A 20,390-nucleotide genomic window follows, 5' to 3' on the forward strand; every position below is an offset into this window, starting at 1 on the left:
ATAAGATATTCTGTCTAATGAGGTAAATTTTCGCTGACAAGAGTGAATATTTATGGTTAAGATGCCAATAAAGGAGCAATCTCGAACAGGAGACTTAATGTTTAAAAAAATCCTTGCATCAGTGGGTATCGGTGCCGCGAAAGTCGATACTGTTTTAGAAACTGAGCATTTGAATCCTGGACAAAAATTCCAAGCTCAAATTATTGTTAATGGCGGTGATGTTGTACAAGAAGTCTCAGGGCTAGAATTAGCTTTAATGACGCGGATAAAACATGAAAGTGATGATGGAGAGTATTTTACTAATCATGTTATTGAAAAGTGGCATATCGGTGAACGGTTTAATATAGGCCCAGAAGAGCAAGTTGTGATCCCATTTGAAGCACGTTTGCACTCTGAAACCCCAATTACAGAAATCAACGCTGGCTATAACTATAGTTTTGTATGGTTAGAAACCGGGCTGGACATTGATTTAGCATTGGATCCGTCGGATAAAGACACTTTACATATTTACCCTAACGAAGCCGTTAAAACTTGCATGGCAGCAATGGAGAAGTTGGGTTTTTCTTTAATTAAAGCCGATGTTGAACAAGGTTACTTGAAAGCGTCCGATTTTCAGTCTCTTTCTGGTTGTTATCAAGAGTTAGAGTATAGACCGAACAACCAATCTATATTTGGGATACAAGAAATTGAGCTTTCTTTTGTGCCAGAAACACATAAAACACATGTTTTGATTGAACTGGATAGAGCGTTTCGCTCAGATGGTTATGTGGATTTAACTATCGAACATGATCAAGTTAATCTCAGCACAATTTGCGATCAGTTAGAGCGATTGTTTGCATAATATGGGCTAATAAAATAAATTTGAGCCCAGCTAATATGCTGGGCTTTTTTCTTAGGGAATGATCGATGCAGTGGCATATTAAACGATTTAGTGAACTTGATACGATAACGCTGTTTCAGATAATGAAAGCAAGGGTGGATGTGTTTGTTGTTGAACAAGCATGCCCTTATCCTGAATTAGATGACATTGACCACCATTTAGATACGTATCATATTTATGCTCAGCAGGATGGCGTGATAACCGCGTATGCCCGTACCTACCGTAAGGACATACGTACATGTGCAATAGGGCGTGTTTTAGTCCATGAAAAGCATAGAGGGGTGGGACTTGCAAGCCAATTAATGAGTCGAACTATCGAGTTAGCAAGTACATATAAAGAAGCAAGAGACATTTTTTTATCTGCGCAAACTCAATTGCTGAGTTTTTATCAAGGCTTAGGCTTTCATGCGATAGGTGAGTCATATTTAGAAGATGGTATTGCACACCAAGATATGGTGCTCAAACATAAATGAAATATGGTTTATGTCTTTCATAATTAAGATGCTGTGCTCAGCACCTTAATTATAATGTTTGTCAAATCTATAAGGAATGAATGAACACTAAGGCGATGGCCAATGGGCAAATGAACTTAATGTACCAAGGCCAAACTTTCCAAAACCAACTTGCTGCAATGTCAGGGCTACCAGATTCAATTTCTTTAAGTAACGCACTGCGGCTCCAGAGCCAGCCTACGAATACACAACAAAACATGCCTAGTAGTGGTTGACCAAACTGTGTCGTAGCACTGACCACTAAACCAAATAAGGTATTGAAGTTAAAAATGATGGTAAAGCTGACAATGGTGATCAGTACACCAATAATCCATGTTGCTTGAATGCGTTTTAGTGCAAATTTTTCGACGGCGTATGACACTGGTGCTTCAAGCATTGAAATAGAGGAAGTCAACGCTGCAATACTCATCAATGCAAAGAATGCAAATCCAACAAATAGGCCCATTTGTCCCATACTGCTAAATAACGCAGGTAAAACTTGAAATACCAAGGTATCTTCAGAGAGTAGGGAACCATCGGCAGCGAATATTTCAACCCCTTGCGCCTGAGCTACATACATCGCTGGAATAATAAGTAATCCCGCGACAAAAGCAATGAGAACATCGATGAGTGTTACATAGGCGCCTAAAGATACTAAATTTTCTTTTTTACTAATGTAAGAGCCGTAAATGATCATGACACTGGTGCCAAGAGATAGAGAAAAGAAGGCCTGCCCTAATGCGCTCACTAATAAATCAGGGTTTAAAATGGATGAGAAATCAGGGATCAAATAGGCTTTAAGACCATCACTCGCGCCATCTTGCATTAGTACGTAAACGATAAGCAGAAATAGAATACTAAGCAGCGCAGGCATTAGCCTTTTTGACCACTTTTCAATACCGTTTTCGACTCCTTTACTAATAATAGAAATTGTCAAAATGATAAAGAGTGACGTAAAAATGAGATCTCGGTTTAACGACTGTGTGTTTAACCAGCTGGTCACATTGGTTGTACCGGTAAGCTTAGTCAAGGGTTCAAGTGTTGCGCTGAACATCCATCCAGCAACGATTGCGTAGAAGCTGAGAATTAGACCTGCACAAATAATACCGCCGAACCCGACGAAAAACGCGAAGCGTTTATGAATGGGCCTATCCGATAATTTTTGCAATGAAGATACCGCATTAGCTTGGCCGTGTCGGCCAATAACGAGTTCAGCCATTAAGGCTGGATATGCGAGACAAAAAGCCAGAATTAAGTAGACGAGCACGAATGCGGCACCACCGTTGCTCGCTGTTTGTGTTGGAAAGCCCCAAATATTGCCAAGACCGACAGCTGAACCTGCTGCGGCCATAATGAAACCAAAGCGAGAGCTAAACTCTCCGCGTACACTGCTCATATTGTTTATACTTCTCTATTTTTATAACGGCGCCCACAATTTACTGTAATTAATAGTAAATAAAAAGTGCTAATTACATTGAAACTACCATGATCTAGAACGAAAGTAGATAGCAGCGCATACTGTAATGTTTAAGCTGCGAAAATCTGTGTTCTAAAATACATAAAAATGTTTATCTATCATTGATTTGAGCTGTTGCTGAGAAGTGGGTGTTGAAGTATATTTACACTGCTTTATTTGGTTTACAGTCGATACTTAATGTGAACTTTGCGCCACCAAGTGTCTCAGATTGCGATACTGATGCTTTACCGTGATGCCAGTCAACCACTTTCGCAACGATTGCAAGGCCTAATCCGTATCCTTTCTCATCACGGTTACGGTGGTTTTGTTCTTGGAAAAATGGACTAAATACTTTGTGCCAATTATTTGGGGCTATACCAGGCCCGTCATCTTCTACGTCGATTAATATTAATTGCTCATGTTGTTGTACTCTGACCAAAATATTACGCGATGCAAACTCACACGCATTACTGAGTAGGTTGGTAATGGCACGCGCGAGCCAATGTAAGTCGGCATATAAGTATACTTGCGGGTCAACATCGTAGCTTCCGATGAGGTCAGCTTTAGTAAGCTTTGGTTGTATTTGGTCTATGAGTGCAGCTATGTAGGTTTGTGCCTGTGTCGATTCAAAAGTCAGCAAATGTGCTTTTTGCTCAAGTGTTGCAAACGACAAATAGCTTGCCAGCATGTCTTCCATTTGATCTAGATCGTTTTCCATACGTACTAAAATAGAACGAACTTGATTTAAATCCGGTTCCTCTATGGCGGCGTCTAATCCAAAACGCAAACACGCCACAGGCGTACGTATATCGTGGGATAAACTTGATGCCATGAGCTTATTTTCAGCAAGCAGCTTGTCAATTTGGTTCGCCATTCGGTTAAAGGTAAGCTCTACATCTTTAATATATGTGAAGTGGTTTACTTTTATGCGAGCACTTAAGTCACCACTGGCAAATTGCTTAGCGGCTTCTGTGAGTACGGATAGCCTTTTAGCTAGGGGAGACAGAATAAACCACATAAATCCACATACCCCAGCATAAAAAAGCAAGGTAAGTAACACATCGTTACTTTGTTCGAGTTCTGGTTTTTGTAGTCTTAATTCAAGGTAATCAGGGAGTAAATTATCATGGGTTTTCAATAAATAAAAGCCCAATTCATCCTCAAGAACAAGCTCTTTTTTCAGGGCCATTTGCTGCTTTAGCTCATGAGGTAAGGCGAGCGTGTCACCTTGTTTATACGTTAGAGTTACGTCAAAATCAGCACTTAGGCCTTTGGCAAACGAGGCTCGTTGATGCTCCGGTTGCCTGGCTATTTGCAATGCAAAGCCACCCGTTAAAGTGCTTTGCCAACCAAAACTATCTTCAGTTGGCGCTGTTTGTTGATTGAGCGTATCAATAAGCCAACCCAACACAACAATGGATACAAGTGCGCTTGTTAATAAATATAAGTAGAGTTTCTTCACCGAATTAAATTACCATGCACTGGGCACCATCAAATAACCTTTTCCCCAAATGGTTTTTATTTTTTCAGGTTGCTGTGGATCGTCATTGAACTTCTTGCGAAGTGCTGAAATTAAAACATCGACACTGCGGTCGAGACCGTCGTATTCTCGACCTTTGGTCGCTTTAAAGACTGAGTCTCTAGATACTACCTCACCCGCATTTGAAGCAAGGAAATGTAATAACAAATACTCGGCACTTGAAATGTTGACTTCAATACCTTGCAATGAAACTTTACGGGCTTGAGTATCTATACTTAAATTACCGACGTTGATAACGTTGGAATCATTATTTTCTATTACCTTAGTTTCTTGTGCTGCGCGTAACATGGCTTTGATACGAGCAAGCAGGGCACGAGGCCTTACTGGTTTTATAACGTAGTCACTGGCGCCAACTTCAAGGCCAATAACTTCATCCATTTCTTCATCTCGTGCTGTTAGCATAATGATAGGTTGGTGGTAGAATTGTCGTAATTCTCTACAAACGCTAATACCATCTTGACCAGGTAGCATGACATCGAGTAGCACAATATCAGGTGTTAGAGACTTAACCATTGCAACAACTTTGTCTCCTCGCTCACAAACATGTGTCGTATAACCTTGGTTATTTAAGTAGTCGGCAACCCATTGTGCAAGGGATGCATCATCTTCTACTAATAAAATTGTGCCGTAATTGTCCATTAAAATAATCTCCAACGTCTTTTTTTCTGACGGTTCTTATAAACCCATTGCACATGTACTTGAGTTTGCCCAAGTATGGCGCCGGTGTCACTATTTATTAATTGATATTCGTGTGTTTTCTGTTGACTAAATTCGTGCTCGACATGCCCACTTTTTGCAGCCTGCCAACAATAAAGCACACTTTCGCTATTGCTACTTTTTAAACAGTAGTTCGCTGCAATGGGCAAGTCCCAACTAAAAGTTAGTTGGGCATAGCAGTTTCGGCCTTTTCTAAGCGCTATACAGCGCTCAGGTTGTACCAAAAGAGTCGGCAGTATTGGGATTGCGGCCTCTGGTGTGAGTTGCATCAAGAACAAGACAGACAAGCTATTAAAATACATATCTTACGCCAACCTTGGCTTTGTGGTGGTAATATTGTCTGATTATAGGGCTGTTATAGATATCTTCGGAATACAGAGTTGACATCCACCCTGCAAGGAAAATCCAATGTTCATTGAGTGGATATTCAGCATGAAGTTCGGTGACAAGACTAAAAGAAGTATTCGCACTATAACTCGGCCTAAAGGGGGTCACTTCATTAGGCGTAATGCCAAAATAATAGTCGGTGAATTCTGGAGAATATGCATTTAGACCAACAGCTGCTCGAAACTCCCAGTTTCTCCAAGGTGTAATATGACTGAAAAATGAAGACAGTATCCAGCCATTATGGGCATTGGAAATGTCATTGAGTAGTTCGATTGAAAATAATGAGTCGGAAAATCGTTTGCTCAAACGTAACCCTGCATTATAGTCATATGCTCGTGCATTAATACCAGCTAATTCGGGCAGCACATCGAGTTTATAAAGCTCTAACCCTGTTTCATTAAATCCTTTTTGAATTTGCGTACCGATAATATCTAATTGCCATGTGTTAATGCTTGGTAGCGTATAGCCAATGATAAACCCACCACTTAGCTGGCTGTTATCTATATCAACAAACAGATTGTCATAGGATAGGGAAAGTGTAAGTTCGAGTTCAAAGCCCTTATTGTTACTGGGCATACCAATTAAGTACGGGTCCTCAATGTAGGCGCTTGCACCAAAAGTCCAATCCCACGCAAATCCATCAGAGGGAAGCAGAGTATTATCCGAATATAATCGACTTGACGCAGACACGGTACAGGCGCTAAACATAAGTAAACTAATTAAAGTTTTGAAAAACAGCTGCATAATGGTCACCAAACTAATGTTGGTCACCATTATAGGATGTTTTCAGGAGTATTAACTGTAAGAAATTGTATGTATTACTGAATGTTTATTTTATCGATAAGTAAGTTGGTCAATGATGTTTGCATGGCACTACTAAGGGCACTGACTTCTGTTTCAGTGCAAGCGCCAGCAATTTTAGTAGGTTGGCTAATTACCGTTTTAACATCATAAGCAGGAGGCGTGATATTTTGGTTAAAACGGGCTTTACGAGCGGTTTCGGTATTGTGTTTTACAATGAATGCAATAACGGCGTGTTCATTGGTGATTTTTTCTGTCTTAGTATAATTAAGCTGCAGTGGTATCGCTTGGAAGCTTGCGCTATCAATGGATGATTTGGCGAACCATACAACGTCAGACGACGCCTGATGGGTTAATCGCATGCTGACTGACGCGATGATGTTTGTACATTGGTAACTGGGCACTTGCTGGGCTAGTTGTGTAAAAAAAGCGTGTGGTTTGCGAGGTTGGTTAAGTGTGTAGGTTTTTTCTGACCCAAACTCTAAATCTAATTGGTGAATTGTTAGTATGTAATCAGCTTTACTCGTGGTTACTATTTTTAAATTTTTCTTATTGAGTGCAGCTATGAGGTGAGCTTTTAAAGTATCAGTCATGCCAACCTTATCTGAGACGATACGAACTGTGTTGTTTTTTTCTATTGGATGAGCAGGTAGTTGTACTGACTTAATACGCGCGGAGTCTAACTCCGTTGTGTAACTTAGTTGGTAAACCTCTTTTGTCAGTAATGGTTTTGCTGGGATATTGAGCTTTGGTGCCAGCTTTTTTGTTGACGCGCAGCCAAATGTAAAAGACAAAATAATAAAACAGAAAAATAACCGCATCCAAATACCTCAATCGCGTTAATATAGTTATACAGCCTTACAAACAAGGTAGAACTTCGTGTACACTCCCATCACTAAAAAAAGAATGGGTCAATATGAAGTTTCTAGTTCTTGCCATACTTTGGCTATTCACTGCGCCTTCCTTTGCAACGGATGTGGCAAAAAAACAGTGGAACCAATTTTTGAACAGCTATTCTAAGCAAGTCGAGCGTAAACTCAAAGAAAAATCAATTCCTGGGGCTGCATTAAGTATTGTTCACGGAAAATTTGGTGGTAAAGCACAAGGGTATGGCCGTACTAGAGTAAAAAACGGGCAGAAAGTGAATATTCACACACGCTTTAGATTGGCTTCAGTGTCAAAAACCTTTGCTGGTTCTTTAAGTGCTAAATTGGTCAGTGAAAATCGAATTTCTCTAGATGACAAAGTAAGTGAGTATTTACCTTTGTTTGCGTTGTCTGAGTATAAACATCTAAAGCTGTATCATTTGCTCAGCCACTCAAGTGGATTAGTGCCCAATGCGTACGATAATTTAATTGAATCTAGAATGCGATATGAGAAAATTGTCGAGCGTTTAGTCTCTGTGGATAAAATTTGCAATCCGGGGCAATGTTATGGATATCAGAACGTTATGTTTAGTGTGATATCTGACGTCATTTATAGAGCGACGGGGATCACTTACGAGCAATGGCTTGAAGAGTTTATATTTGCACCGTTAAATATGAATGATGGTGGGGTTGGTTTAGATAATATGACTCAAGACCAGAATTACGCATTGCCTCATGTTTTAGGGCGCAAGCGTTGGCATACCGCAAAGTTAAAAACAAACTATTACAAAGTGACACCTGCTGCGGGTATCAATGCCAGTGCTGCTGATATGATTCAGTGGCTTAAGCTACAGCTTGGTTATTACCCTGATGTTCTATCTTTAGATGCATTGATGATCCAAAGTCGCCCGTATACACGTACAAAGCGGGAGTTAAGGCGAAGAATTTGGCGAGATTATATTACGCAAGCATATTATGGGTTAGGGTGGCGTATTTATGAATTTGAAGGCGTTACTCTTTATTACCACAGTGGTTGGGTACAAGGCTATAGAACGGATGTTGTGGTCATTCCTGAGTATGACATCGGATTTAGTTTACTGTTAAACGCTGAAAGTGGTGTTATTAACGAACTTACAACCGGTTTTATTAGGCAGGCCATTGAAGTGGCGCAGACTACGCCACAGGAATGAGCCGTGGCGTTTACCGAATTATGTGCGAGGTAACTGAATCTTTTTTTCTTCACTTTGGCGATACAAAATAATGACATGACCAATAGTTTGCACTTTATAAGCTTTAGTTTCTCTTACGATAGCGTCGAAAATCAGTTGTTTCGTTTCACGATCGTTAGTTGGTACTTTTACTTTGATTAGTTCATGAATGCTTAGTGAGTGGTCAATTTCCATGACAACACCTTCAGTTAAACCGTTTGCGCCAAGTAAAACAACGGGTTTTAACGGGTGTGCTAGTCCTTTTAAGTACTGCTTTTGTTTATTTGATAAAGTCATATTGGTACAATTTACTAAATGTAGGCTTGAATTATTGGTATTCTACCGCCATCTAGACAATATTACTAATGAGTTGCAGCGAATAATGACAAATAAAAAACACTCAGCGAGTTCTCAGCGCTGGTTAAAAGAGCATGTTGATGACCCTTATGTTCAAGAGGCACAAAAACGAGGCTTTCGTTCTCGTGCCGTCTTTAAGTTAGAAGAAGTGCAACAAAGGGATAAATTAATAAAGCCTGGCATGAGTGTTGTCGACCTTGGAGCTGCTCCCGGGAGTTGGTCACAATATCTAGCCGAGCAAGTTGGGTCCAAAGGGCAAGTCATCGCATGTGATATTTTGCCTATGGATTCATTACCCGGTGTTGATTTTTTACAAGGTGATTTTCGTGAAGAGGCAGTTTTGGACGCTTTACTAAATCGTATAGGCGGGAAAAATGTTGATGTGGTATTCTCTGACATGGCACCTAATATGAGTGGTAACATGTCGACGGATCAGGCAGGTAGCATGTATTTGGTAGAACTTGCACTTGATATGTGTCATCAAGTTTTAAGGAAAAATGGGGCATTTGCAGTGAAAGTGTTTCAAGGTGAGAGTTTTGATCAGTTTGTTCAAGAAGTACGAAAATGCTTCAATGTGGTAAAGATACGTAAACCAAAAGCGTCTAGACCCCGTTCTAGAGAAGTATATATAGTGGCGACAGGCTACAAACTGTAGTACAGTTGGACAGCATTAAGTTGAATTTAAACAATTTTGAATACAAGAGGTTAACCCCTTGAGCGATATGGCAAAGAATTTAATACTCTGGTTGGTTATAGCAGTGGTGCTAATGACCGTGTTTCAGGGCTTCAATGGCGGCGATCAAATTGATCGTCAAACGAGTTATACACAATTTGTGAAAGAAGTGCGCAGCGGTGCAATTCGAGATGTTAACGTTGACCGTTATACAGGTACTATTACTGGTATAAAGGGAAATGGCGAACGTTTTCAAACGATTATACCTATGCAAGATTCAGATCTCATTAATGACTTACTTAAAAATGATGTGAACGTTAAAGGCGTAAAGCCAGAAGAGCAATCTTTTTTGGCAAACATCTTTATTTCTTGGTTCCCGATGTTATTGCTGATCGGCGTATGGATTTTCTTTATGCGTCAAATGCAAGGTGGCGGTGGCAAGGGCGCAATGTCTTTTGGTAAAAGTAAAGCGCGCTTAATGAGCGAAGATCAAGTGAAAACGACGTTCGCAGATGTTGCCGGATGTGATGAAGCTAAAGAAGATGTTACTGAATTGGTCGATTTTTTACGAGATCCATCAAAGTTCCAAAAATTAGGCGGCAGTATTCCTAAAGGCGTACTGATGGTTGGCCCTCCTGGAACGGGTAAAACATTGTTAGCAAAGGCTGTTGCTGGAGAAGCTAAAGTGCCTTTCTTTACAATATCGGGCTCTGATTTTGTTGAGATGTTTGTTGGTGTGGGTGCGTCTCGCGTAAGAGATATGTTCGAGCAAGCTAAAAAAGCAGCACCTTGTATTATCTTTATTGATGAGATTGATGCTGTTGGCCGAAAACGTGGCGCTGGTATGGGTGGAGGTCACGATGAGCGTGAACAAACACTTAACCAAATGCTGGTGGAAATGGATGGTTTTGAAGGCAATGAAGGCATAATTGTTATTGCTGCGACTAACCGACCAGATGTACTTGACCCAGCGTTGCTAAGACCTGGCCGATTTGATAGACAAGTTGTTGTTGGATTACCTGATATCCGTGGTCGTGAGCAAATTTTGAATGTTCATATGCGTAAAGTGCCGTTAGATGACAATGTTGAGTCTTCGGTAATCGCACGTGGTACCCCAGGTTTTTCTGGTGCAGACTTAGCTAATTTAGTTAATGAAGCCGCTTTATTTGCAGCGCGTGGAAATAAGCGCAAGGTAAGTATGGCGGAGTTTGATGCTGCAAAAGATAAAATAATGATGGGTGCTGAACGTAAGTCCATGGTAATGAGCGAGCATGAGAAAGAGATGACCGCTTACCATGAAGCTGGACATGCAATTGTTGGTCGATTAGTGCCTGAGCATGACCCAGTATATAAAGTATCCATAATTCCCCGAGGTCGTGCATTAGGTGTCACTATGTACTTACCAGAACAAGATAGAGTGAGTCATTCTAAAGAGCATTTGGAGTCGATGCTATCTAGCCTCTATGGTGGTCGTATCGCAGAAGCTCTTATCTACGGTGATGATAAAGTAACAACTGGAGCAAGTAATGATATTGAACGTGCAACAGATATTGCGAAAAAAATGGTCACTCAGTGGGGGTTAAGTAACAAGCTTGGTCCACAAATGTACATGGAAGATCAGAATGAAATGTACATGGGTGGTGGCTCACAACGTATGTCTGGCATGTCGGATGAGACGGCCAAATTGATTGACTCTGAGATTAAAGGTTTTGTGACGCGTAACTATGATAGAGCAGAGCAGATTTTAAAAGATAATATGGATGTGCTTCATAGCATGAAAGACGCACTTATGAAGTATGAAACAATTGATGCGCTTCAGATTGATGACTTAATGGCTCGCATAGAGGTGAGACCTCCACGTGATGCACATGACATTAAGCCGAAAGCAAAACCGTCTAAATCTGATGGTGATGCGAAAGATACAGAAAAAAAGCCAACTTCTGATTCTGAATCAAGTACAGAGCTTGATGATAGTCCGGAATAACGGTTAAAATACCCAGCAATGAAAAAGCCCCGTATATTCGGGGCTTTTTAATATTAAATAAATATAGAAGCCTGAATTTCGAGTAAAGTGATTATTATACTAACTACTTTACTGGTGGGGTTGTTATTAAGCTAGGGTACATCATGACTACGTTAACTTTACCTCGGGATCGAGCCTTACATCTGACTGTGCCTCAAGTGATGGGGATAATTAACGTAACACCCGATTCATTTTCTGATGGCGGTGCTTACCTCACTACTGGACATGCCGTAGAACAAGCCAAAGTATTACTAAAGCAAGGTGCAACTATTTTAGATATTGGTGGTGAATCTACGCGGCCCGGCGCACCAGATGTTACCTGTGAAGAGGAATTAAAAAGGGTTATCCCCGTGATTACTGCGATTAGAGATGTTTCTGATTGCGTGATTTCAATTGATACGAGTAAAGCGCAGGTAATGGAAGCTGCAATTGAATCTGGTGCAGATATTATCAATGATGTACGTGCATTACAGGAACCAAATGCATTACAGGTAGCTGCAAAATATTCAGATGTCCCCATTTGTTTAATGCATATGCAGGGTAAACCAAGAACCATGCAAGCAAATCCATCTTACGTTGACTTATTTGGAGAAGTAAAAGCGTTTTTTGAGCAACGTATTGCGGCTTGTGAGCAAGTCGGAATAGCTAAGGAGCGGTTGATCCTTGATCCAGGGTTTGGTTTTGGCAAAAGTTTGGCACATAATTTTAGTTTGCTCGGTGAATTTGAACAATTTACTCAGCTTAAACTACCCTTACTGGCGGGTTTATCACGCAAGTCTATGTTTGGTCAATTATTAAATCGAGAAACTGACGCGCGTATTGCTGCGAGTTTGGCTGGTGCTTTACTCTGTGCACAGCAAGGCGCGAACATTATCAGGGTTCACGATGTTCAGGAAACCGCTGATGTTTTAAATGTATGGCATGCAGCTAGAAATGGAGTAACTTTATGACAACAAGAAAATATTTTGGTACTGATGGTGTAAGAGGTTTAGTCGGTGAATATCCAATTACGCCTGAATTTGCATTGAAATTGGGCTGGGCTGCAGGAAAAGTATTATCTAAATCTGGAACGAAAAAAGTCATTATAGGTAAAGACACGCGGATCTCGGGCTATTTATTAGAAACTTCGTTGGAAGCAGGGCTTATCGCAGCTGGAATAGATGTGGTTTTATTAGGGCCGATGCCTACACCTGCAGTGGCTTACTTAACGCAAACTTTTCGTGCAGAAGCGGGTATTGTGATCAGTGCGTCGCATAATCCATATCATGACAATGGGATTAAATTTTTTAGTGGCAATGGACTCAAACTTGCGGATTCAGTTGAGCTTGAAATTGAAGCAATGTTGGATGATAAAATGACTTGTGTGCCATCGGAGCAACTCGGAAAAGCACACCGACTAGATAATGCTGATGGACGTTATATTGAATTTTGTAAAGGTCAATTCCCAAATGACTTGTCTTTGGAAGGGATTAAAATAGTACTCGACTGCGCAAATGGGGCGACTTATCATATTGCACCAGCTGTTATGCGAGAATTAGGTGCATCGGTGATCTGCCACGCATGCGAGCCTGATGGTGTTAATATAAACCTCAATTGTGGTGCGACACATGTTGATAGTTTAAAGCGTCAGGTACTTGAACATGGTGCTGATGTCGGTATTGCCTATGATGGTGATGGCGATAGAGTGATGATGGTTGACCATAATGGTCGAGTGTTTGACGGCGATGATATTGTGTATATTATCGCATGCCAAGCTTTTGAACAGGGCACCTTAGGTGGGGGCGTTGTTGGTACTGTTATGTCTAATATGGGATTAGAGAACGCGCTTAAGGCTAAAGGCATTGATTTTGCTCGTAGTAAGGTTGGTGACCGCTATGTGATGGAATTATTGGTTAAAAACGGTTGGAAAATTGGCGGAGAAAGCTCTGGGCATGTATTGAATCTCGACTTAATCAGTACAGGCGACGGTATTGCCTCAAGTCTGCAAGTCTTGGCCGCGATGGTTTCACAAAATAAAACATTACAAGATTTAGGGCTGGGGTTTGTTAAATACCCTATGAAAATGATTAATGTTAGGTATTCTGTGGCGACGGACCCTACCTTAGACCCAAAAGTATTGGCTGTGGTTGAAAGTGTCGAAAATGAACTAGCAGGTAAAGGTCGTGTTTTATTACGAAAGTCAGGAACAGAACCTGTCATAAGAGTCATGGTTGAAGCCGAGCAAGAGAAGCAAGTAATCGATTTTGCTCAAAAAATTGCTGAAGTTGTTGAAACTGTGAGCAATTAACCAATTATTTTATTTTATATCTTGTAACTTAGGGTGAGTCGAGTTAGTATCTCACCCGCTTTAGAATGCGGAGTATCGAATGGCGCAGCGTAAGCCAATAGTTGCTGGTAACTGGAAAATGAACGGCTCAGTAGAGCTTGTATCTGAAATCAGCACAGCAATAAACGAATGCAAAAACGAACAAGTTGACATAATTATATTTCCACCAGCACCTTTATTATTGAAAGTGGTTGAGTCAGGAATAAGTGTTGGCACTCAAACGGTTTCTGAGTTCAACTCAGGCGCTTTTACCGGCGAATTGAGTGCAGAACTAGCTAAACAACTTGGGGCTACGCATACGTTGGTTGGTCATTCTGAAAGACGCATTATTTTCGGCGAAAGCAATGAATCAGTTGCTGATAAGTTTGCTAAAGCACAAGAGAATGGGCTAATTCCTATTCTGTGTGTTGGTGAAACAGAACAGCAAAGAGATGCTGAAGAAACTGAAATGGTTGTTGCAGAGCAAATTAATGCAGTAATTTCCAAATTAGGTATAGCAGCGCTCTTAAATTCTGTGCTAGCATACGAACCCGTTTGGGCGATTGGAACCGGTAAAACGGCGACACCAGAACAAGCACAGGCTGTACACAAGTTTATTCGCGATATGCTAAGCAAGCAAAGTGAGCATGTTGGAGATACGCTGCAAATTCTTTACGGTGGCAGTGTTAACGATAAAAACAGTAAAAGCTTATTTATACAACCAGATATAGACGGTGGCCTTATTGGCGGCGCAAGTCTTAAAGCAGATGCATTTGTGAGCATTTGCAATAGTGCATTAGGGAACGTATAGCATGTACGAAATATTATTGGTAATTTATTTAATTGTGGCATTAGCACTTATTGGTATGGTGTTAGTGCAGCAAGGTAAAGGTGCCGACATGGGATCATCATTTGGAGCAGGTGCGTCAGCAACTGTTTTTGGATCATCTGGTGCGGGTAACTTTATGACAAAAACAACCACAGCTCTTGCAACTGTGTTTTTTGTACTGAGTATTGTTTTAGGTAATTTGACTGCGGGTCAAATTAAAAAGACGGATGAGTGGGAAAATCTTGAAGCACCTGTAGAAGCTATTGTAGCTCCAGCAGCGTCAGATGTACCGACATCTACTGAAGGTAATAATACTTCGGACGTACCGAATTAATAAAGATTGGTAGCCTATAGTTACTCGGTTGTTTAACTCCTCAGTTAAACATTAGAGCCGGAAAATATGCGGATGTGGTGGAATTGGTAGACACGCTACCTTGAGGGGGTAGTGCTTTCGGGCGTGGGGGTTCAAGTCCCCCCATCCGCACCAAAATTAGAGTTTTTTAACAACTCATTCAAAAAACCCGATATACTTATCGGGTTTTTTGTTTTCAGTAGTTTGTAATAACTGTTTACTTTACCGGTGAAACACAGTTTTTTCTTTATGATTTCATATACTTCAATTATGCTATAGCAATATTCCTCTAGCTGTTACCGATCGTGATATTTATAACGCCATTAATATTTAAGTATTTCACGCCTTACATCTGTACCACCATTAGCGATACAGGGATAGTGTTAGATAGCCAAACAGGTCAGTCTGAATCATACCAATGGGCTCGTTTGAACACCCCTCCCATGATTGAATATAAGCGGCTTGTTTACTATTTAGTGATCCGACATGGTCAGACAACAACAAAAATTCCTTTAAAAATAGAAAAACCAGATGAACTTAAGTGTTTTCTACAAAAAGCTTGGGCTGTTGCACACCGAGGTGAATTATGTGACCGGATCAGAAAACTAGAAACACTACTAAAAGTCAGATATTTGTCACACGGTCTATACAATATGGTTAAATCAGCCGTTGCGCCGTTTAGTGAGCAATGGTTACCTTGGGCGGCTCAGTTAACGTTTGACCACAATTTAACAGATGCGATTATGACTTTAACGGAATTGGACTCTTGGTCTGAGCAAGATCTGAGTGAATTTAAAGAAGCATATGTCAATTATAAATTATCTGAGCATGAGGCGTTTTTTGACACAGTTGAAAGCCAGCCTTTGACCGCTGCTCAGCGACGTGCCTGCGTAATTCAAGATGAGCGGCAATTATTACTGGCCGGAGCTGGCACCGGAAAAACCAGTGTGATGGTGGCTAAAGCTCAGTATTTGTTTTACACCCGACAAGCATATGCAAAACAAGTATTATTATTGGCTTATGGTAAGCAAGCAGCACAAGAAATGTTAAACAGAGCAAGTCATTATCCAACCTTCCCTGACTGTATGACTTTCCATAAACTAGGTTTACATATTATTGAAAGTGTAGAAGGGGTGATGCCTAAAGTGTCAGAGCTTGCTCAAGATGAGATAAGTAAACGGGCGTTTGTTAGGGAAACCATTTTACTCTTGTGTCAAGAGGAGCAATATAGGCTCCATTTAATAAGGTATGTTAAACAAGTTCAGCATGCTGATATCGTTGATATTCATGATTATTTAGATAGTTCGAAGGGTAAGCGACTCATTAGTGACTTTAGTACATCACTTGGTTTACTTAAATGTAGACATGCTACTACTAGTCTTGCAAAACTAGAGAGTCAGTTCAACGAATCATTGGCTTGTGTTAGACCTATTTTAGCAGAGTATACTTTATATTTAAGTAATGAAGGAGCCATTGATTTTGAAGATATGATCATTCAATCTATTGATTATGTACAAAGTAAAAAGTTTATGTCTCCTTGGACACATTTACTTGTCGATGAGTTTCAGGATATTTCTCCGATTCGGGCGAAACTGCTAAAGTCCTTAATTGAACAATCAGAGCGGCATTATTTATTTGCAGTTGGTGATGATTGGCAATCAATATATAGATTCAGTGGCGCTGATATTGGGCTTACCACGGACTTTACGCATCACTTTGGTGATGGCACTGTTACTCAGCTAGATAAAACCTTCAGATATCCTCAAGGGCTTTTAGACGTAACGAGTCGGTTTGTGTGTGCTAATCCAGCACAAATTATGAAACGTATCACAGCACATAATGTTCAACACTGTACGCCACTTGTATATGTTGAAGAACCTACAGAGGAGCAGTCATTGTCGCTCACTTTAGAAAATCTAAATGCGCAGGCAGAATGTTCAGTGAGTGTACTGTTGTTGGCACGCTACCATAAGGTGCTACCAAGTAAACAGCAAATAGATGAGATGAATCATCGTTATCAACACCTACACCTGCGGGTGATGACATTTCATGCTGCAAAAGGTATGGAAGCTGATTATGCCGTGATACTTGGTTTAGCCGGTGGTGCCAATGGGTTCCCCGCACAGGATACAGCGGTGGCATTTTTAGATGCATTACTTCCGGAGAAAGAGCTGTTTCCTTACGCAGAAGAGCGACGTTTATTCTATGTGGCATTAACTCGTGCTAAGCAACAGATATACCTGATCATACCGCCAGGAAGCCGTAGTGAGTTTGTGCAAGAGCTAGATAGTTAGTTATTAATTAATTAGTAATTTAGGTGGGCAAATATTGTCGTATTTAGTGAACCACTGCTAAATTTATAACATTCCCTATATATTATGAAATCTAGAGATGGAAACAAGACAGTTTATTTACCAAAATCAGCAATGGGAATCTGCGCCAATTGTTGATGAAAATGTGCAGCTTGTTACAGTTTTTTTTAGTATTTATGATAGAAAGACAACGATATTGAGTTCTTTAGCCAAATACTATCCTAACGCGGAGATTGTGGGCTGTAGCAGTGCGGGAGATATCGCTGCAGCGCAGTTATATGATGATGCGATTGTTATAACCACCTTTACATTTTCAAAAACCTGTATTCGAGTATTTAATTGTTCAATTAGCGATAGTTCATTGCCTAACTTGTGCCAAAGAGCGGTTGAGATGTTAAAGGAGCCGAACCTTAAGTGGTTGATGGTGTTGAGCGACGGGCATGTTCTTAATGGCAGTGAAGTGGCTGAGTGCTTAGGAGCCGCGTTTGGTAATAATGTGGTAATTACAGGAGGGTTAGCTGGCGATGGAGAGCGCTTTTCAAACACAGCCTTGTGGCATATGAAACCGTTAGCAGAAGGGTCTATCATTTTATGCGGCTTTTATTCTGACTCACTGAATGTAAGCTATGCCAGTGTTGGCGGGTGGGATTCTTTTGGCCCAAGTCGAGAAATAACACGGGCAGAAGGAAATCGTTTGTATCAGCTCGATAATGAGCCCGCAATTACATTGTATCGTAACTATTTGGGCCCTTATGCGAATGATTTACCGGCATCAGCTTTAAGGTTTCCTTTACAAGTTAGAAGCTCGTCCAGTAATCAACCAGTCATAAGAACTATACTGGGTATTGATTATGAAGACAATAGTATGGTGTTTGCTGGAGATATGCCGCAAGGTGGCCAGGCCCAGCTGATGAAAGCAAATTTTGATAGGCTTATTGACGGTGCGAATAGGGCCGTGACCTCGGCTTTAGAAACACCTCACAATACAACCGGTGTAGCATTATTGATCAGTTGTGTCGGGAGAAAGTTAGTGTTGGGACCGCGGGTGGAAGAGGAGTTAGAGGTGGTGTTTAGTCAATTAACTGATGGGTTTCAAACAATGGGATTTTACTCTTATGGTGAAATTGCGCCAATTCAGCCGGGTGGGCGGTGCCTATTGCATAATCAAACAATGACTGTCACATTAATTTCTGAATAATATGCATCATTTATTGGCTAGATTACTTAAAAAAAGTGGCTTTTCTGGTGTAGATTCACCGCAATACGCGCGACTTATTGGCTTATTGTCAGAAGCATTTGAACATGCAGATGAAGATCGCTGGATGCTCGAACATAGCTTGAATTTAACCAGTAAAGAGTTAACTGAAAACAATTTAGAGTTACGGACAAGACTGGTTGATATTGATAAGTATCAACGTAGTTTAGAATTGGCACTGACAAGGCAAAAAGCCATACTGGATGCAAGTCCAGAGGTTGTTGTAGAGTTTAACATTAGTGGTGAGATCACACATATAAATCAAAATGGGTGTAAATTTATCGGCTGTGACGAACATACAGCATTGGCGCTCGATGCAACGCAAGTACTTCACACAATTCTATCCTTGCTGACTGCTCCCGATATTTTTATTGAGCAAATTCAAGCGATGTTTGTATCTAAAAAAGCACAACTTACTGGTAATTTCGAAACAATTCATGGTCAATTTTATGAATATTATAGTGTCCCTGAATTGATTCAGGGGGAGTATATCGGACGAGTATGGTGCTGCCGAGATATTAGCGACCTTAGGGCCCAAAAAGTCTTGTTATCACAACAAGCAAATCGTGATTCGCTTACAGGCCTTGCTAATAGGTTTAATATTATAGAAACCGTCAACCGGATGATAAAAAAAGAAAACTCTCAACCATTTGCACTTGTATTGATAGACTTAGATGATTTTAAGAAAATTAATGATAGTTTGGGCCATTTGGCCGGTGATGATGCACTTAAAATTAGCGCTAAGCGGTTAGAAAGAAGAGTCGTTAAACCAGATTTACTCGCGCGACTCGGAGGGGATGAGTTTTTAGTGGTATTAACCACGCAAGACTTACAAGAGATCCACTTGCGTCTGGCGCATATTCTCAGCGCTTTTCATGACCCTATTAAAATCGAAGGCAATTGTTACCAGTTATCACTGAGTGTTGGTGTTGCAACTTACCCTGCTCATGGCGACCAAGTATCTGAGATACTTGGAAAAGCAGATATTGCAATGTATCAAGCAAAAAAGCAGGGTAAGAATCAGTATAAATTATTTGACGCTGCGTTAGAGGAACGCGTTCAGAAAGCGATTTACATCGAAGAACGGTTACGTCAAGCGATTTTATTAAAGCAATTTGAGCTCTATTTTCAGCCTAAAATAGATATTTCCTCGAGAGAAGTTGTATCACTTGAGGCGCTTATACGATGGAATGTAAATGGTCACATGATATTTCCAGATGAGTTCATACCTATTGCGGAAGACAAAGGGTTGATTGGGAAAATAACCGACTGTGTTTTAGAGATGGCTTGCGAAACGCTGAGCCAGTGGCACGGATTAGCGCATTTAAAAAACCTATCTATCGCAATCAATATTTCAGGCAAAGATATTAGCGTTGATAATTTCTTTGAAAAACTGGCTGGGCTGCTCAAGAAGTATAAATTTGAGCCTAGTTTACTAGAATTAGAGCTGACAGAAAGTGCATTGATTAGCAATCTAGCCAATGTAAAAGATACGCTGATGCATTTAAAAAATTTAGGTATTAAGGTGGCAATTGATGACTTTGGTACCGGTTACTCTTCATTGGCATATTTGCAAGCTTTAGATATTCATTACTTAAAAATAGATAGACAATTTGTGGCGGCGTTACTTACAGAGCCTAAAGCGGAAGCCATTGTACAGAGTATTATTGATGTAGGGAAAAACTTAGGACTGGGATTAATTGCAGAGGGAGTAGAGCAAGCAGATCATTTAGCAAGATTAGATGCAATGGGCTGCGACCAAGCACAAGGGTATTATATTTGTCGACCATTACCGCTGTCAGAGCTGATTAAATTCATAAGTGGTCAGAGGAAGTGCACTTAGTATTTGCACCATAACGAGCTGCACTTGAGGTTTCTGACGTTTGTTACTTTGGTATTTAGGATTGTTTTGTTATTGTTGATAAAAACACAGAAGGA

General features: G+C 40.5%; 19 protein-coding genes and 1 tRNA gene. 13 read left to right on the plus strand and 7 right to left on the minus strand.

Translation table 11 applies throughout. The features are described 5' to 3' along the window. Positions 1–97 precede the first annotated feature (97 nt). Both J8L97_RS02965 and J8L97_RS02970 read left to right on the plus strand, forming a co-directional pair. The gene (locus J8L97_RS02965; protein WP_211047801.1) at positions 98–841 is read left to right on the plus strand and encodes a sporulation protein; all 744 of its coding nucleotides are present in this window, start codon (positions 98–100) and stop codon (positions 839–841) included. 65 nt (positions 842–906) lie between these two features. Then, the gene (locus tag J8L97_RS02970; RefSeq protein WP_211047802.1) at positions 907–1,353 is read left to right on the plus strand and encodes a GNAT family N-acetyltransferase; all 447 of its coding nucleotides are present in this window, start codon (positions 907–909) and stop codon (positions 1,351–1,353) included. Between the two features lie 67 nt (positions 1,354–1,420). Here J8L97_RS02970 and J8L97_RS02975 read toward each other — a convergent pair whose 3' ends face one another. The 6 genes from J8L97_RS02975 to J8L97_RS03000 form a co-directional block, all read right to left on the minus strand. Beyond that, positions 1,421–2,767 carry a sodium-dependent transporter gene (locus tag J8L97_RS02975; protein ID WP_211047803.1) on the minus strand — a complete coding sequence of 449 codons (1,347 nt, stop codon included), beginning with the start codon at positions 2,765–2,767 and terminating at the stop codon, positions 1,421–1,423. A gap of 223 nt (positions 2,768–2,990) precedes the next feature. Then, positions 2,991–4,289 carry an ATP-binding protein gene (locus J8L97_RS02980; protein WP_211047804.1) on the minus strand — a complete coding sequence of 433 codons (1,299 nt, stop codon included), beginning with the start codon at positions 4,287–4,289 and terminating at the stop codon, positions 2,991–2,993. Positions 4,290–4,298: 9 nt separating this feature from the next. After that, the gene (locus J8L97_RS02985; protein ID WP_210996209.1) at positions 4,299–5,006 is read right to left on the minus strand and encodes a response regulator transcription factor; all 708 of its coding nucleotides are present in this window, start codon (positions 5,004–5,006) and stop codon (positions 4,299–4,301) included. Then, complete coding sequence (locus J8L97_RS02990) at positions 5,006–5,386, minus strand: DUF3019 domain-containing protein (protein ID WP_211047805.1); 381 nt, start codon at positions 5,384–5,386, stop codon at positions 5,006–5,008. Before J8L97_RS02990 ends, J8L97_RS02985 begins: the two co-directional genes overlap by 1 nt. After that, positions 5,376–6,215 (minus strand): MipA/OmpV family protein, encoded by an 840-nt coding sequence (locus J8L97_RS02995; RefSeq protein ID WP_192506889.1) that lies wholly within the window; start codon positions 6,213–6,215, stop codon positions 5,376–5,378. The genes J8L97_RS02990 and J8L97_RS02995 overlap by 11 nt, the downstream gene beginning before the upstream one ends. A gap of 74 nt (positions 6,216–6,289) precedes the next feature. Further along, positions 6,290–7,093 carry a hypothetical protein gene (locus tag J8L97_RS03000; protein WP_192506890.1) on the minus strand — a complete coding sequence of 268 codons (804 nt, stop codon included), beginning with the start codon at positions 7,091–7,093 and terminating at the stop codon, positions 6,290–6,292. Between the two features lie 95 nt (positions 7,094–7,188). Between J8L97_RS03000 and J8L97_RS03005 the strand changes: the two genes are divergently transcribed. Further along, entirely contained in the window at positions 7,189–8,328 is a 1,140-nt protein-coding gene (locus tag J8L97_RS03005; RefSeq protein WP_211047806.1) for a serine hydrolase, read from the plus strand. A gap of 18 nt (positions 8,329–8,346) precedes the next feature. On the opposite strand, the gene yhbY is transcribed toward J8L97_RS03005, so the two are convergent. After that, positions 8,347–8,643: a ribosome assembly RNA-binding protein YhbY gene (gene yhbY / locus J8L97_RS03010; protein WP_192506892.1), complete on the minus strand. Its 297-nt coding sequence runs from the start codon at positions 8,641–8,643 to the stop codon at positions 8,347–8,349. Positions 8,644–8,728: 85 nt separating this feature from the next. Between yhbY and rlmE the strand changes: the two genes are divergently transcribed. The 10 genes from rlmE (at position 8,729) to J8L97_RS03060 (ending at position 20,295) form a co-directional block, all read left to right on the plus strand. Beyond that, complete coding sequence (gene rlmE, locus J8L97_RS03015) at positions 8,729–9,358, plus strand: 23S rRNA (uridine(2552)-2'-O)-methyltransferase RlmE (RefSeq protein WP_192506893.1); 630 nt, start codon at positions 8,729–8,731, stop codon at positions 9,356–9,358. Positions 9,359–9,425: 67 nt separating this feature from the next. Continuing rightward, positions 9,426–11,360 carry an ATP-dependent zinc metalloprotease FtsH gene (ftsH, locus tag J8L97_RS03020; RefSeq protein WP_210996207.1) on the plus strand — a complete coding sequence of 645 codons (1,935 nt, stop codon included), beginning with the start codon at positions 9,426–9,428 and terminating at the stop codon, positions 11,358–11,360. A gap of 143 nt (positions 11,361–11,503) precedes the next feature. Beyond that, on the plus strand, positions 11,504–12,349 hold the full coding sequence (folP, locus tag J8L97_RS03025; protein ID WP_210996206.1) for a dihydropteroate synthase: 846 nt from the start codon (positions 11,504–11,506) through the stop codon (positions 12,347–12,349). Then, on the plus strand, positions 12,346–13,686 hold the full coding sequence (glmM, locus tag J8L97_RS03030) for a phosphoglucosamine mutase (protein ID WP_211047807.1): 1,341 nt from the start codon (positions 12,346–12,348) through the stop codon (positions 13,684–13,686). The genes folP and glmM overlap by 4 nt, the downstream gene beginning before the upstream one ends. A gap of 79 nt (positions 13,687–13,765) precedes the next feature. After that, complete coding sequence (gene tpiA, locus J8L97_RS03035) at positions 13,766–14,515, plus strand: triose-phosphate isomerase (RefSeq protein WP_211047808.1); 750 nt, start codon at positions 13,766–13,768, stop codon at positions 14,513–14,515. Position 14,516: 1 nt separating this feature from the next. Further along, complete coding sequence (secG, locus tag J8L97_RS03040) at positions 14,517–14,867, plus strand: preprotein translocase subunit SecG (protein WP_211047809.1); 351 nt, start codon at positions 14,517–14,519, stop codon at positions 14,865–14,867. Between the two features lie 68 nt (positions 14,868–14,935). Continuing rightward, positions 14,936–15,020 (plus strand) — tRNA-Leu (locus tag J8L97_RS03045). Positions 15,021–15,265: 245 nt separating this feature from the next. Continuing rightward, the gene (locus tag J8L97_RS03050; RefSeq protein WP_211047810.1) at positions 15,266–17,179 is read left to right on the plus strand and encodes a UvrD-helicase domain-containing protein; all 1,914 of its coding nucleotides are present in this window, start codon (positions 15,266–15,268) and stop codon (positions 17,177–17,179) included. Positions 17,180–17,276: 97 nt separating this feature from the next. Then, a complete protein-coding gene (locus tag J8L97_RS03055; protein WP_211047811.1) occupies positions 17,277–18,395 on the plus strand; it encodes an FIST signal transduction protein in 1,119 nt (372 codons plus the stop codon). A gap of 1 nt (position 18,396) precedes the next feature. Then, the gene (locus J8L97_RS03060; protein WP_211047812.1) at positions 18,397–20,295 is read left to right on the plus strand and encodes a bifunctional diguanylate cyclase/phosphodiesterase; all 1,899 of its coding nucleotides are present in this window, start codon (positions 18,397–18,399) and stop codon (positions 20,293–20,295) included. Positions 20,296–20,390 lie beyond the last annotated feature (95 nt).

The sequence above is a fragment of the Pseudoalteromonas sp. MMG012 genome (assembly GCF_018100875.1).
Classification (GTDB): domain Bacteria; phylum Pseudomonadota; class Gammaproteobacteria; order Enterobacterales; family Alteromonadaceae; genus Pseudoalteromonas; species Pseudoalteromonas aurantia.